Consider the following 14,124-nt stretch of genomic DNA (forward strand, 5'->3'; position numbering starts at 1 on the left):
TTTTAATAAAGGATATTTTTGTCTTTTTTATAATAATTCAAAAGTATGGATTGAAAAAGCCATAAAACATGACATTTGTTAGGGTTTGGTTGTAATATAAAGGTGGAATTTAGAAAATCACAAAAGAGGTGTTTATATAAAAATTTCTTCCCTGACGGTAAATATTGTTCCAATCGGCATAGGTTGAATATTTAGTGTCCAGTATATTTTCAATACCATATTTAACCACCAATTTATTGGAGTTTATGTAAAAAATGTTTCCTAAGTTGAGATTCAAAATAGCATATGCCGGTGTTTCGTTTTCACCATAAAAGCTACTGTATTTACTTTGATTTCCATTGCCCTCTAGTTGTAAAGCAGCATTAAATTTTTGAGCGTTATAGCTAACTTCAGCTAAATAGGAAAAAGGGCTAATTAGTGGTAAATTTTGGTCATTACTGCCTTTGCCATAATTATATCCAATAGAACTGTTGAATACTACTTTATCTGAGAATTCAAATCCGGTGTTTAAATAAATATCGAAAATGGAAGCATTATCTAAAGCAGTGTACAATCTTACACCATTGGCGCCAATAGTCATGGAACTTACCGAGGCGTCAATTTCACCAATAATATAGTTTGATAAGTAAAAGAAAGAAGACTCCAAACCAAGTTTTAGTTTTTTAAATTTAAAGTTAGTTTTTGCGTTTAGTTCAATAGCTTTTTCATTTTTCAAGTTTGGATTTCCTATATAGTCATAATTATCAAAACTATTGAATAAAAAGAAACCATAACCCTCACTAACAGATGGCGCTCGTTCTCCATAACCTATGCCAAAAGAGGCGTTGTAACTTTCTTTAGCGAATGTGTAATTCCCGGAAAAACTCATTAAAACTCTGCTTTTTGTATCCTTAATGTCCGGATGAAAAATTTGTAAGCTTTCCAATCCCGTTTGCTTAGCTATTTTGTTTTGATGGTATCCTAGTCTTACTGAGGCACTAACAGATTCTCTTTTATTTAATTCGATGTTATCTTTAACGTAGAGGCCGGTATAAAGGGTTCTAATATCTGGCCATGTGTACATGAACATATCTGGCTGATTGGGGTCGTTAGGGTACATGGTCATTTCAGCTAATGACCTGTTATAATATCCATTAAGATTTAGTAGTAGATTATGTTTGTTTTCTCTTAATGTGGCTTTGCTGTAAAAACCATAAGTGTCACTCCACCCTGGCATGTCCATTCGTATAGGTACATCAGGACGTTTGCTATCATCCATAATATGGGTTATGGTGTTGAAGTAAAGCTTTGATTCTAATGATTTAATCGTTGTAGAATCGCTTTTATAGCTATGGGTAATGGAAGTTATTAGGGCTTCGGCCAAAGAAACATCCATAGGTAATGCAGGGTAACCAACATCTGTGGCTTTATCATAAATAATGTTGGTTTCTAAGGTTTGACCGCTAGATAGTTTGTAGCCTGTTTGTAACGATAGGTTGTACTTTTGAAATTGGGAATACAATATTTCATTTGCGCCTCCTGCGTCGTAATTATCAGATTTACGGAAAATAGCATCGGAATCGAAATAGAATTTCTTTCCGGAATATTCAAAGTCTAAACCGGTAATTCTGTAGTTCCCATTGGTTTCGTAACCAGCATCTAAACTTGTTTTTAAACCGTTGTCGTTAAATTTTGACGGCGAAACCTGTAAATCAATGCTGCCACCAACACAATGGCCATTTTCAACGCCTTCTTGTCCAGATTGAATGCTTACTTGCTCTAAATTGGACACATCAACATATGAAGTTATAGGGTCCATTTTATCTGTACAAGCTCCAAAGATTTGCATACCATCTATGGTTACATTCAGCCTGTCTGTCACCATATTATTTAATGATGGTTCCCAAGCGTAGTTACCACGTTTGATCATGGTAATTTTATTGGATTTTTCTAAGTATGCATCAATGCTGGATAGGGTTTTTTCTTGACGATAATTACTAAGTTTACGTTGAGCAACAACAATAACCTCCTTTAATTTGGTAGTGTCTTTTTTTACTTTAGGGAGCCCATCTTGCGAAAAACCAATGCCATAAAACAACAGACTAAAACAAAACAAAATAAACCTTTTCATAGCTTATATGAAATATGAAGCTGTTTTAGAGCTTAAAAACAGCTTCATATTTTTAAAGTTTAATTAAAACTCCAGCTCTAAATATAAGGAGCTCCTTTCGTTTTGTTCAGTTACATCTTCGCCTTTAAGAAGGGTATCTGTGTTATTCATGAGTTTTAAGTTTAGAACCCAGTATCCGGTCATGGTCAAAGATAAATCTGCATGATACATCTTATCTGAATTGTCATAACTTAAATCTGTATTATTTGGTGAGCTATGATTTCCCATCCCGGGCATTCTTGGGTCCAGCATAATAGAATAATCTATCACTTCGGGGAAAGACATCATGTTCTCCATTTTGTATAGGCCAACCATTAAATCGTTAATGCCAATAATGGGTTCTTTAGGCGCTATAAGAGCAACAATGTACCTAACATTATCACTACCCATAAAACTTGTAATGTTTTGATGTTCGCTTTGAGTAACGGTAATGGTATCTGTTACATTATAATCTGTTCCGTTAATGTTATATTCAAATGTTATGGACCAACCAGATCCATCTTGATTGGTCATTTGGTATAACACATTAGCTTCATATAATGTGCTCTTTCCGGATATTTTTGTAATAGCAGACTTTGGGCAGGAATGCTGCATTGAGGGCATTTGCATCACGGGCATCCATGAGATATTAGCGTTCTCTATAAACTCACCATCTGCATTGTTTTTTACTCTTAAAGTAACTTTATTGTAGCCGGTTTTAAACGTACCTGTTTCATTGTATAACTCAATGGTGTGGTTGTTGTTGACAAAATCTTGAATTTTTACAAGATTTTCAATTTCATTTATTGGTGCATCTTCGTCATCCGTAGAACAAGACAAGGTTAATACTGAGATAAACAGTATTTGAAAAATATATTTTAGTTTCATTTTGTTATTAGTTAATCTTAATTAATAATGCGTATAAGCCTTCCTTTCTCATATTTTTTAAGAAAGTAGACATAAATAACCTATGAAGGTTTTAAGAAGAAAAATTAACTAAATATTGGGGGAGGCGTTTCTACTTCAAATGAAGTTTTCGTGATTTTCGAAGGATTATGTATTTGAATAATTCGAGGTAGCTCAAATTCTGTACAATTTAGGATTAAGTGTTCAACGGCTAAAATATAAAAGATATCCAGTGAGGTCCTCTCGCTGTTTTGAAGTGGAAGCTTCTCTTTTGAATCTGAACTGTTTTCGGCCAATTGTTTTTTTAAATGACACTTACCATGGCATCCCTGTTGGTCATCTTTTTGAATACATAGGGTTTTGGCAATAAAATCTTGATTTATAATAAAGTTTCCTATAGTTACTATACAGTTAATATTGTTTGCCATTAACAATAGTATTAAAGCGAAAGCCGTGATTTTATATGTCAAAGCCTTAATCATGGCGCAAATTAATGCATTTTTTATTTAAAAAAATATGATGTTAGTCACATTTTTAAACACGAATTAAAAATCTTTTTTCTTCGACTTAAATACAATTCTGGTTACCGGTAAAATTACCCAAAGTGATAGCGTAAAAAATGAAATGATGAGTCCCAGGTTGGTACCAAAGAATTTCTTGAAAATAGCACCGGTATAGCCTAGCAGTGCAGAAATATCCAACTTTAAAAGAATCAATGTCCTGGACAGGTCTATGGGGTTTAACATGGTGCCCGCTAATGATAATTTATCGAGCGGATAATCTTCAAAAATGATTAGTGACATTAAGAACATACCATCATAAATAATGGCTAAGAATAACCATAACAGAATGGCATAGCCAAACCCTTTAATCTTATTTTCATTAGACAGGGCAATGTTAAAGGCCAGGGCTGTAAATATAAAAGTGAGAAAAGTGCCTGTTATTAATAACAATGAAAAATCCCAAATAACGGATGATTTAAATAAACCGTAGAGGATGAAAGGAATCCCTAATCCCAAAATTAAGCTCATAGAAAGCGATAAAGACACACCCAGATATTGCCCAAGAAAAATAGAAGAACGTTTTAAGGGTTGTGCCAGTAATAATTCTGTAAACTCTTTAGAATTGTAATAATACATGACCCCGAAAATGGTACCTATCAAGGGGACTAAAACAATGATCACATTCATTAGAGTTATGACGGCTTTAGAAAGGTCGTGGTTGAGAAAGAGCAGGACTATACCCAATAATAAATAGAATGCAAAGTAAACATAACTCCAACGGCTACGCATTAAATCGAAAAAGCTATATTTTAAAATCTTAAGCATGGTTATTAGTTAATATGGACGCAATGGCATGTTCAAAATCCGGTTGATCGGTCTTGGTTTTTAGTTCTGAAATGCTACCTTTAAAATAGATCTTACCTTCCAATAAAAACACAATTTCATCCGCAACTTCCTCAACAAAACTCATAATGTGAGAGGTGATGATTATGGTTTTTCCGTTAACCTTTTCTTTCGCAATAAGCTCCTTTAAATGTAAAAGCGAAATAGGATCCAGGCCTGTGGTCGGTTCATCTAAAATGATTAAGGGGCTGTCAAACATAAAGGTTAAAACGATATTTACTTTTTGCTTAGTGCCTCCTGAAAGTGTCCCCAATTTTTTGTTTAAAAAAGGGTCTAATCCAAAAAGGTCTATTAAGCGTTTATCTTCATTAGTCTTTCCTCTTAAATCTTTGATCATTTTGATTAACTCCTTTACTCTTAGGTTGTTTGGAAAGTTGGCTATTTGAGGTAAATAATCGATTTTATGTCGGTAGTCGGCACTTTTTTTAATGTTTTCTCCAAGCACAGTGATGTCGCCTTCATTGGGTATAACCATACCCAGAATGGCCTTGATAAGCGTTGTTTTTCCGGATCCGTTAGGTCCCAAAATGGCAAAAATACCGCCTTCGTTAATAGTTAAATCAACACCACCAAGCACCACATTTTTGTTAAACTTTTTATGTAGATTTTGAACGTTTACCATGTCACTCTTTTGGTTAAAGGGTTATGGTCTAAAAGATTATCCGGTGTGAAAACCGGGGATACCTTTTCAGAAAAATCGATAATATCAATAAACAAACTTCGCAATAAAATAATAGTTTCCGGAGTGCGGTTTACTACATACGAAAACAACTTTACCGGCCTGTAGGGGACATCGCCAATACCATCTTTATTTAAATCGTACCCTGTGTAACTGCTCCAATAGTTTTTGTCAAAAACATTGTCGTTTACTTTGCTATTATAAGCAATATCAAATGAATTGTATAAAAAATTATTTTCTAAAAAGCTATTGGTATAGCAAGCGCCTCTTACTTTAATGGCCCAGCCATTATTGATAAAGTCGTTGTTTTTATAAAGGATCCGGTTAGAGCCTTCAATATTAATACCGATGGTATTTTCATTAAAGGTATTCCCAATAATTTCGGCATCATTGATTTCTTTTAACAACATGCCGTAGGATGCCGTACCCCAGTTTTCTCTGAAAATATTATTGAACATTTTTATTTTTTTTGAAAACATGACCGCCACACCGGCGCCGTTATTTTCAAAGGTATTATCTTCATAAATATCGTCATTTGAAAACATAAAATGCAGTCCATAGCGTAAGTTATTGGAGCTGACGTTATTTTTTATCAAACAATGATCCGCAAATTCCAGATAGATACCGTCTCTAACATCCTGCACATAATTATGTTCAACATCAACATGATTACTGTACCACAGTTGAATACCATTTCCTGAGTTGTATTCCGCAACAGCGTCGCCAATGATCTTGTTATGGAACACTTTTCCGTAATTGGATTTTTCTATGTAAATGCCAAAGAACAACTTTTCCAGCACAAGGTTTTTAATGATGAAGTGTTTGCTCTTTCTAACTCTGATGGCCGCATAATCTTCGGTATAACTTGTTCCAACATTTATTATAAAAAGACCATCCACTGTAACGTTATCTGAGGTAATGGTAATAATTTCGCCTTTTAGTTCGCCATCAATAACAGGATAGTTTTCACCAACTATAGTCAGGGGTTTATTTATTAAAACATCGTGTTCTTTATAAGTGCCTTTTCTTACGGTAATGGTATCAAAATCATTTGCCAGATTAATAGCCGCTTTTAGTGTACTAATAGGGCACGTGTTACATACCTCAATATTTTGAGCATAATTCAGGTATGCCATGAACATGGCTAATAAAAAAACAAACGTTTTTTTCATTTTTGTTAGTTATTAAAATGCGCTAGTAATTCTTCCCAATTATAGAGTTTGCCGTCTTTTTCTGCCTGAATCTTAGAGGCCTCAGCTTTTGTTTTAAAAGCTGATAAAAAAGCACCCATAGGGCTCGGGATATTTTTACTGATTAAGAAGGTTGCTCTGGTAGCATCTATTAAAGCTTCCGGTTCCAGATAGTTATTAGATAAGTAGAGCTCGATTTCCGAGGTTTCAAATTCCTCCATAAAATTAATCATGCATTCGGTAGCGTCAAACTTGTATACTTTTCCCTTTTTGGTAACAATTTCTGCAGCGTGAATTTTATCCACAATGGTCATTTTACAGAAGTGACAACCATCATTTCCATAGTCAATGGGTTTGGGAGATACATTACAACTGACCAGAATCAGTAGCAATAATAGTATTGGATAGTGTTTTAGTGTTTGCATGATTTTAGTGTTTTGAGTTGGAAGGCGTGTTTACATAGAAGCTGCTTTTTTATGGTTTTTCTTTCCTTTTAAATAGGCTATGAATGAGGCTGCAATACCCAGTGCTAAAAACAGGGCACCGGTTTGGGGGTAAGAGTGTGCGGTAAAATTCAGGATGTCTTTACTACCGAATAATGGCGGTTGAAAGCCCATGATAGAACCATCGGGGTTGGTAAACTTCATAATGGCTTTAGGGTCCAGGTCATGACCGTAATCGTGTTCCCAGAGATAAAAATCATAGAGTCCGGCAGCACTCAAAACAATCATTAAAATAAACCAGAATAAGAACCATTTGTAGTTACCTCTAAATGCTATAATTAATCCTAAGAGGGTTGTGATGATGATGCCGGCCGGAAAAATTTTAAATTCGGGGATGGCTTCCGGAATATATTTCATGCCTACATAATGATTCATGATATTAATGTTCTTGATGTCGTGCGGATTCGCATCAGAGAAATCATTGATATGAATATACATACCCAGTGGTGTAGGGTATTGAGGTGCTTCTAACGTTATTTTCCAAAGGGGGAATAAAAACAAACCTAAGGGTAGTATAGAAGCAATAAGCATTATGATATTTGACCGTTTCATCGCTGTAACTGATTATCTAATTGAATCCAGTGTTTTAAAAAGAAAGGCGAGAGCGAAATGAATAACCCTCGCCTTATTTTAGGAAAATAAACACTAAAACAAAATTTTCCTAAGTCATATCATTCGATATCTTCACCAAGTGACCATCGTAATGGTGTGTTTGAGTTAGCCGGTGATACACGAACGTAACCTTGCATTTCCTGGTGTAATGCCGAACAGAAATCCGTACAATAGAAAGGCCATACACCAACTTGTTTTGGTTCCCAAACAAAGGTTTCGGTTTGTCCGGGCATGATAAGTAATTCAGATGTGTTAGCCCCAATCATACTTACACCATGAGGCACATCATAATCTTGCTCCAGGTTTGTAATATGGAAGTATACTTTGTCGCCAACTTTAATACCTTCAATATTATCCGGAGCGAAGTGACTACGTATAGTTGTCATGTAAACATGAACTGTTTTTCCGTCACGAACCACTTTAGCATCTGCCTCTGTTTTAGTTGCGTATGGATGATTATTGTCTTCTAATTTGAATAATTTTTTAGAACGGGGCTTTATTAAATCAGCTGGACATCCGGCAGCGTAGTGAGGTTCACCTACCGTAGGGAAGTCTAATAACAATTCCATCTTATCTCCTGAAATGTCATATAGTTGAGCCGATTGCGTCACCTCAGGACCTGTTGGTAAATAACGGTCTTTGGTAATTTTATTCATGGCCACTACATATTTGCCAAATGGTTTTTGAGAATTCCCGCCGGGAATCATTAAGTGACCAACCGAGTAGAAACAAGGTTGTCTGTCCACCACTTCCCAGGTTCCTAATTTCCATTTAACCACTTCGGAAGAAATAAAGAAAGTGGTATAGGCATTACCTTTACCATCAAACTCGGTATGTAATGGGCCTAAACCGGGTTGTTCAACAACGCCCGCAAGCGATGATTCAAAATTTATAATTGGAATGCCATAGGCGTCCCCTGCAAATTCTTTATTTTCAATAGCGCTTAACATTTTTGTAAAGGAGTGCACGGTCAAATTAGCTGATAATTTACCGCTTCCAACAATGTACTCTCCGGAAGGATCTACGTCACAACCATGAGGTGATTTTGGTGTTGGCATTAGAAATACAGCACCCGGAACATCTAATGGGTTTACTGTAAGCACTTCTTTCTTCATGGTAGAAGTAGCAGAATGTGTGGACTCATCATAAACGTTGTGTGCATAATTGGCAGGCATCATGGTACCACCGCCATTATTAACGTATTCTTCTATTTTCTTCCAGTTTACCGCCGCGATAAAGTCTTTATCGTTTTGTGATGCGTTAACCTCCATGAGCGTACTCGCTTCTTCTGTGTTATAGGTGCTAAAGAAGAACCAGCCATGTGATTTTCCTCTACCGGGATGTGACAGGTCATAATCAAAACCGGGCATGATCAATTGGAACTTAATATCCATATGGCCATGCTCAGGCTCTACAGCAATAAAAGTTAAAGCGCCTTTAAAGTTTCCTTTGTAATCTTTAATGGGCATATCCTTTTGAGGAACGGGAACAGAAAAACGCGTTCCGGCTACTACATATTCTGTGTTTTCCGTAACGAAAGCAGAACTGTGGTTACCGGCACTATTGGGTATTTCAATAATCTCAGTAGTTTCAAAAACAGAAAGGTCTATTTTAGCAATTCTGGGAGTATTATTACCATTAATAAACACATAACGTCCATCAATTACACCATTGGTTTGTGAAATATCCGGGTGATGTGAATCATCCCAGGGAATAAACCCGTGAGACGTATTTAACATAGGTTTTGTTTCTTCATTATAACCCCAGGCTTTTTCAGCATCTTGTGAGAATACCGGGATTACTTTGAATAAACGACCGGATGGTAATCCGTAAACAGAAAGCTGTCCGCTAAACCCTCCGGAAATGAAAGCGTAAAACTCGTCATGTTCACCGGGATTTACATATACTTTTTCCGCAGCACTACCGGATAATGCCCCGGCATTCTTTTTTGAGGTATCATTACAACTTGTAAATGCAACAAGAACACTTAAAAGTGCAACAAAAGATTTCAATATATTTTTCATTGTTTTATAGTTTTTAGTTAGTGTTATTCGCTGGGAGGCAATAAAACCTTATCAATTACATGTACTATACCGTTACCGGCTTTTACGCTGGCAATAATGTTAGCGCCACCAATAACAGGTTTGCCATCAATTACTTCAACCTGAACATATTTATTATTCGCTTGTCCAAGTTTTGGGAGTTTGGTTAAAATAGAAGTATTCAGATTACCCGGAGTTACATGATATTTTAAAATATCGGCAAGTGTGGCTTTGTTTTCGGGTTTCACCAGGTTTTCCACAGTGCCTTCCGGCAGGGCATCAAAAGCGGCATCGGTTGGAGCAAAAACTGTCAAAGGGCCAACATTAACCAAGGCATTTTCTACCTGGGCGGCCTGAACAGCTGCAACAAGGGTTTTATGGTCCGGAGATCCAATAGCTATTTGCAAGCAGTTGGGGGTAGCTTCATCATCTTGAATAAAAGCTTGACCGGTTTTGGCGTTAGTTGCTTCAGTATCGGAAACTGTAGAGGTCGTTGAGGCTTCTTTGTTTTCATTCTTACAGGCTGCAAAAGCAAGTAGACACAGTGCAGATATAAGAATATGCTTGATAGTTTTCATTGTTTTGGAGTTATTTTAAGGTTCTAAAGTATTCAAGAATGGCTCTGGAATCTTCTTCAGACAGATTTTGATTTGCCATTGGAGCACCATTAAATTCAATTAAAAGGGCTTTAGCCAGGGGGTCTTTTTGAGTCATTTCCACCGGATTTAGAATCATGTTCATTACCCATTCCGGAGTACGGCGTTCCATGATACCCGCAGGAGAAGGGCCAATGAATTTTTTATCTACTCTATGACAGGCCGTACATAATTTTTTAAATACCTCGGCACCATGAGCAACCATTTCCTGGTCTATCTTGTCATCCAGCTTTAGGGATTTTATGGGGCCAATGCCCTTATTGCTTAAGTCTATTTGTTTGGAAGGCGGAAGGGACTCATCTTTCTTTACTTCTGTTTTAGTTGTGGTTTCTTTTTTCTCGTAGCTGAAACCTTCTTTCTTTTTTTCTTCTTTACCACCACAATTCATTAATATTGCAGCAAATAAGATGGTCATTAGTTTTAGTGTTGTTTTCATATGTGCGGATTTTGTAGGATAACAAAACTATGTAGTAAAAGCACCAAATAATATGATAAAAATCATATTTAAGATACGATAGTCTTTTTTATATTTGTTATTTCATTCATTCTTAGAATATGCTCTCACACTCTTCTAAATATGCTATTAAGGCCGTGCTATTTTTAGCTATACATTCTGATAGTGAAAAGAAGGTTATGGTTAAGGATATTTCAGATCCGATAAACGTTCCCCAGGCCTATTTAGCCAAATTACTTCAACAGTTAGTTAAAGAGCACTTGGTATCTTCAGTTAGAGGCCCTAAAGGAGGCTTTTATTTAGATGATCAAAACATGAATAATTCTGTAATAGATATTATTTATGCCATAGATGGAGAAGAAAAACTAAATGCTTGTATGTTGAGTTTAGAGAAATGCAATGAAGAAAAACCTTGTCCGCTCCATCATATATTAAATACTTCGCGAAATGACATTTTGAGTAATCTAAAGGACCGGACCATTAAAGAACTTGCTCAGGATGTTGAAGCGGGTCATGCCTTTCTTCCGCTTTAATCAAATCATGTCTTTTTGAAATTTTGGTATACCAAAGTTATTTCAAATGTTAAAATTTGATAAAATTGCTAATTATAGAACTTTCAGTATTCAATGATTAAGAAAAATAGCTTCAAATATTTAAAAATCATTAAAAAATTAACATTTAAAAAAAAGTATTTACTAAAAGTGGAGAGACGGGCTATAATTCTTTGATGAGAAACATCTAATTTTTATAAAAGTTGTATTTTTGAAGAATGTTTTTTCAAGAAGTGATAGGATAAAAAAATAATGGATAAATTTTCCTTTTTAAATGCAGCGCACACAGCGTATTTTGCTGATCTATACGAGCAATATTTGCAAAATCCGGATAGTGTAGAGCCTAGTTGGAGAGCCTTTTTCCAGGGATATGATTTTGGTAGTGAAAGCTATGGGCTGGATGGTGAAATTGTGGAAGGCGTTTCAACGCAAATGCCGGAGCATCTTCAAAAAGAGTTTCAGGTTGTAAAACTGATTGACGGGTATAGAATGCGAGGGCATCTATTTACAAAAACCAACCCTGTGAGAGAGAGGCGTACTTATACGCCAACGTTAGAGTTAAAAAATTTCGGTCTTTCCGAAAACGATTTAGATACCGTTTTTAATGCAGGAGAAATTTTAGGTTTAGAAACGCAAACTTTGCGTGAAATTATAAAACACCTTGAGTTAATTTATTGTGATTCTATAGGTGTGGAATATATGTACCTGCGGAATCCGGAAGTTATTAAATGGTGGCAGGATAAATTGAACGTCAATGATAATCATCCATCATATTCTACAGATACTAAAAAGTACATTCTTTCAAAATTAAATCAGGCCGTAAATTTTGAAAACTTTTTACAGACCAAATATGTTGGACAAAAACGTTTCTCGTTAGAAGGTGGCGAATCTTTAATTCCAGCCATAAGTAATGTGCTTTATAATGCCGTTGAAAAATATGATGTAAAAGAATGTGTTTTAGGCATGGCACACCGGGGGCGTTTAAGTACTTTGGTGAATATTTTCAGAAAGCCACTGCATGAATTGTTCAGTGAGTTTGAAGGGAAAGATTTTGAAGACCAGGATATTGACGGTGATGTTAAATATCATTTAGGGTTGACTTTAGATAAAACTTACCAAAACGGTAAGACCATTAAGATGAATTTGGTGCCAAATCCATCACACCTGGAAACTGTAGGGCCTGTTGTAGAAGGCATTACCAGGGCAAAAATTGATGATGACTATGATGGGGATGATTCTAAAATTCTACCAATTATAGTACATGGCGATGCTGCTATTGCCGGTCAGGGAATTGCCTATGAAGTAGCTCAAATGAGTACGTTGAATGGTTATAAAACCGGCGGAACGGTTCATATTGTTGTAAACAATCAAATTGGATTTACAACAAACTATTTAGATGCCCGATCCAGTACTTACAGTACGGATGTGGCAAAGGTTACTTTGTCACCGGTTATGCATGTTAATGCAGATGACGCCGAAGCGGTTGTGCATGCTATAGAAATGGCCTTAGATTATAGAATGCGTTTCAAAAAAGACGTGTACATTGATTTGTTGGGATATAGAAAATATGGTCATAACGAAGGGGATGAACCCAGGTTTACACAACCTAAACTTTATAAGTATATTTCCAAACACCCAAACCCTTTTAAAATATATTCCGATAAGCTAATAGCTGAAGGTGCGATAGATAAAACCTATTCTGATGGTATAGTGAGTGAGTTCAGGAATACGCTAGAAAGGGAGTATGAAAAGGCCAAAGAAGCAGATGCTTCTAAAGTAAGGGAGTTTATGCAGGAACGTTGGACGAATTTTGAACGCAAGGGCCTGGATGCTATGCTTGAGAGTATAGATACGCAATACCCGGAAGCTAATTTAAAGGCTATTTCAAAGATCATTTCGACAGTCCCTGATGGTGTTAAGTTTTTGAGAAAAGCAGAACGTATTTTACAAGGTCGTGAGAAAATGGTTTTTGAGACCGACACTTTAGATTGGGGAATGGCTGAAACCCTGGCTTACGGCAGTTTACTGGAAGAAGGGTTTAATGTAAGGATTTCAGGTCAGGATGTAGAGCGTGGGACATTTAGTCATCGTCATGCCATTCTACGAGATGAGATATCCGAGGAGCGCATCAACCTGTTAAATACCAATCCGAATAACAAGGGCGAAATGTATATATACAATTCGTTTTTATCAGAATATGGTGTTTTGGGGTTTGATTACGGTTATGCCATGGCAAATCCAAATACCTTAACTATTTGGGAAGCACAGTTTGGAGATTTTAGTAATGGCGCTCAAATTATATTTGATCAATATTTATCAGCGGCAGAGGATAAATGGAAAGCCCAAAATGGTGTGGTAGTATTGTTGCCCCATGGGTATGAAGGCCAGGGATCTGAGCATTCGTCGGCAAGAATGGAGCGTTATTTACAGTTGTGTGCAAACGATAATATGATCGTTGCAGATTGCACCACACCGGCTAACTTCTTCCATTTATTGCGTAGACAGATGAAGCGCGATTTCAGAAAGCCGTTAATCGTATTTACTCCAAAAAGCCTGTTAAGACATCCAAAGGCGGTGTCTTCAATTAAGGAGTTGGCCAATGGAAAATTCCAGGAAGTAATAGATGATACTGCCAAACCTGATAACGTTAAAAAGTTAGTGTTCTGTACGGGTAAATTCTACTATGATCTATTAGCTGAAAAAGAAGCGCTTGATAGAGATGATATTGCACTGGTAAGAATAGAGCAGTTGTTCCCGTTGCATTTAGATAAGATTCAGGATGTTATTAACCGTTATCCAAATGTTGAAAGCTATGTTTGGGCACAGGAAGAACCAATGAATATGGGTGCCTGGGGTTATATGGCGCAACGTATGAATTTAGTGAAACTGGAAGTTTGTGCAAGACCTTACAATTCGGTGCCTGCTCCGGGGTCAAGTGCAAGGGATAAAGCAAGACAACGTCGGGTTATTAATGACGTTTTCAATATTAAAGATTAA

General features: G+C 36.3%; 13 protein-coding genes. 2 read left to right on the top strand and 11 right to left on the bottom strand.

Annotated elements, in window-relative coordinates; translation table 11 throughout:
• Window positions 1-109 precede the first annotated feature (109 nt).
• From Q0983_RS19060 to Q0983_RS19110, 11 genes are all read right to left on the bottom strand, one after another.
• Entirely contained in the window at window positions 110-2,110 is a 2,001-nt protein-coding gene (locus Q0983_RS19060; RefSeq protein ID WP_299556639.1) for a TonB-dependent receptor, read from the bottom strand.
• Between the two features lie 63 nt (window positions 2,111-2,173).
• Window positions 2,174-3,016 (bottom strand): hypothetical protein, encoded by an 843-nt coding sequence (locus Q0983_RS19065; RefSeq protein WP_299556641.1) that lies wholly within the window; start codon window positions 3,014-3,016, stop codon window positions 2,174-2,176.
• A 104-nt stretch (window positions 3,017-3,120) separates the two neighbouring features.
• Window positions 3,121-3,462 carry a hypothetical protein gene (locus tag Q0983_RS19070; protein WP_299556643.1) on the bottom strand — a complete coding sequence of 114 codons (342 nt, stop codon included), beginning with the start codon at window positions 3,460-3,462 and terminating at the stop codon, window positions 3,121-3,123.
• Between the two features lie 117 nt (window positions 3,463-3,579).
• On the bottom strand, window positions 3,580-4,362 hold the full coding sequence (locus Q0983_RS19075) for an ABC transporter permease (protein ID WP_299556645.1): 783 nt from the start codon (window positions 4,360-4,362) through the stop codon (window positions 3,580-3,582).
• Entirely contained in the window at window positions 4,355-5,062 is a 708-nt protein-coding gene (locus Q0983_RS19080) for an ABC transporter ATP-binding protein (RefSeq protein WP_299556647.1), read from the bottom strand. Before Q0983_RS19080 ends, Q0983_RS19075 begins: the two co-directional genes overlap by 8 nt.
• On the bottom strand, window positions 5,056-6,291 hold the full coding sequence (locus Q0983_RS19085) for a nitrous oxide reductase family maturation protein NosD (protein ID WP_299556649.1): 1,236 nt from the start codon (window positions 6,289-6,291) through the stop codon (window positions 5,056-5,058). Before Q0983_RS19085 ends, Q0983_RS19080 begins: the two co-directional genes overlap by 7 nt.
• 5 nt (window positions 6,292-6,296) lie before the next feature.
• On the bottom strand, window positions 6,297-6,734 hold the full coding sequence (locus tag Q0983_RS19090; RefSeq protein ID WP_299556651.1) for a nitrous oxide reductase accessory protein NosL: 438 nt from the start codon (window positions 6,732-6,734) through the stop codon (window positions 6,297-6,299).
• 30 nt (window positions 6,735-6,764) lie between these two features.
• Window positions 6,765-7,364, bottom strand: a complete 600-nt coding sequence (locus Q0983_RS19095; protein ID WP_299556653.1) for a hypothetical protein — start codon at window positions 7,362-7,364, stop codon at window positions 6,765-6,767.
• 119 nt (window positions 7,365-7,483) lie between these two features.
• Window positions 7,484-9,448 carry a Sec-dependent nitrous-oxide reductase gene (gene nosZ / locus Q0983_RS19100; RefSeq protein ID WP_299556655.1) on the bottom strand — a complete coding sequence of 655 codons (1,965 nt, stop codon included), beginning with the start codon at window positions 9,446-9,448 and terminating at the stop codon, window positions 7,484-7,486.
• A 23-nt stretch (window positions 9,449-9,471) separates the two neighbouring features.
• The gene (locus Q0983_RS19105) at window positions 9,472-10,044 is read right to left on the bottom strand and encodes a fasciclin domain-containing protein (protein ID WP_299556657.1); all 573 of its coding nucleotides are present in this window, start codon (window positions 10,042-10,044) and stop codon (window positions 9,472-9,474) included.
• Window positions 10,045-10,054: 10 nt separating this feature from the next.
• Entirely contained in the window at window positions 10,055-10,558 is a 504-nt protein-coding gene (locus tag Q0983_RS19110) for a cytochrome c (RefSeq protein ID WP_299556659.1), read from the bottom strand.
• A 119-nt stretch (window positions 10,559-10,677) separates the two neighbouring features.
• On the opposite strand from Q0983_RS19110, the gene Q0983_RS19115 reads away from it, so the two are divergent.
• Together Q0983_RS19115 and Q0983_RS19120 are read left to right on the top strand one after the other, a co-directional pair.
• Window positions 10,678-11,109 (top strand): Rrf2 family transcriptional regulator, encoded by a 432-nt coding sequence (locus tag Q0983_RS19115; protein ID WP_299556661.1) that lies wholly within the window; start codon window positions 10,678-10,680, stop codon window positions 11,107-11,109.
• A 270-nt stretch (window positions 11,110-11,379) separates the two neighbouring features.
• Window positions 11,380-14,124, top strand: coding sequence for a 2-oxoglutarate dehydrogenase E1 component (locus tag Q0983_RS19120; RefSeq protein WP_299556663.1), 2,745 nt, complete (start codon window positions 11,380-11,382; stop codon window positions 14,122-14,124).

Source organism: Seonamhaeicola sp. (assembly GCF_028281565.1).
In the GTDB taxonomy this organism is placed as follows: domain Bacteria; phylum Bacteroidota; class Bacteroidia; order Flavobacteriales; family Flavobacteriaceae; genus Seonamhaeicola.

Excerpts from the sequence above, each read along its gene's own strand:
- Q0983_RS19110 (WP_299556659.1), bottom strand. The coding sequence starts at position 10,558 with ATGAAAACAACACTAAAACTAATGACCATCTTATTTGCTGCAATATTA.
- Q0983_RS19090 (WP_299556651.1), bottom strand. The coding sequence starts at position 6,734 with ATGCAAACACTAAAACACTATCCAATACTATTATTGCTACTGATTCTG.
- Q0983_RS19095 (WP_299556653.1), bottom strand. The coding sequence starts at position 7,364 with ATGAAACGGTCAAATATCATAATGCTTATTGCTTCTATACTACCCTTA.
- Q0983_RS19080 (WP_299556647.1), bottom strand. The coding sequence starts at position 5,062 with ATGGTAAACGTTCAAAATCTACATAAAAAGTTTAACAAAAATGTGGTG.
- Q0983_RS19085 (WP_299556649.1), bottom strand. The coding sequence starts at position 6,291 with ATGAAAAAAACGTTTGTTTTTTTATTAGCCATGTTCATGGCATACCTG.
- Q0983_RS19105 (WP_299556657.1), bottom strand. The coding sequence starts at position 10,044 with ATGAAAACTATCAAGCATATTCTTATATCTGCACTGTGTCTACTTGCT.
- nosZ (WP_299556655.1), bottom strand. The coding sequence starts at position 9,448 with ATGAAAAATATATTGAAATCTTTTGTTGCACTTTTAAGTGTTCTTGTT.
- Q0983_RS19120 (WP_299556663.1), top strand. The coding sequence starts at position 11,380 with ATGGATAAATTTTCCTTTTTAAATGCAGCGCACACAGCGTATTTTGCT.
- Q0983_RS19065 (WP_299556641.1), bottom strand. The coding sequence starts at position 3,016 with ATGAAACTAAAATATATTTTTCAAATACTGTTTATCTCAGTATTAACC.
- Q0983_RS19075 (WP_299556645.1), bottom strand. The coding sequence starts at position 4,362 with ATGCTTAAGATTTTAAAATATAGCTTTTTCGATTTAATGCGTAGCCGT.
- Q0983_RS19115 (WP_299556661.1), top strand. The coding sequence starts at position 10,678 with ATGCTCTCACACTCTTCTAAATATGCTATTAAGGCCGTGCTATTTTTA.
- Q0983_RS19070 (WP_299556643.1), bottom strand. The coding sequence starts at position 3,462 with ATGGCAAACAATATTAACTGTATAGTAACTATAGGAAACTTTATTATA.
- Q0983_RS19060 (WP_299556639.1), bottom strand. The coding sequence starts at position 2,110 with ATGAAAAGGTTTATTTTGTTTTGTTTTAGTCTGTTGTTTTATGGCATT.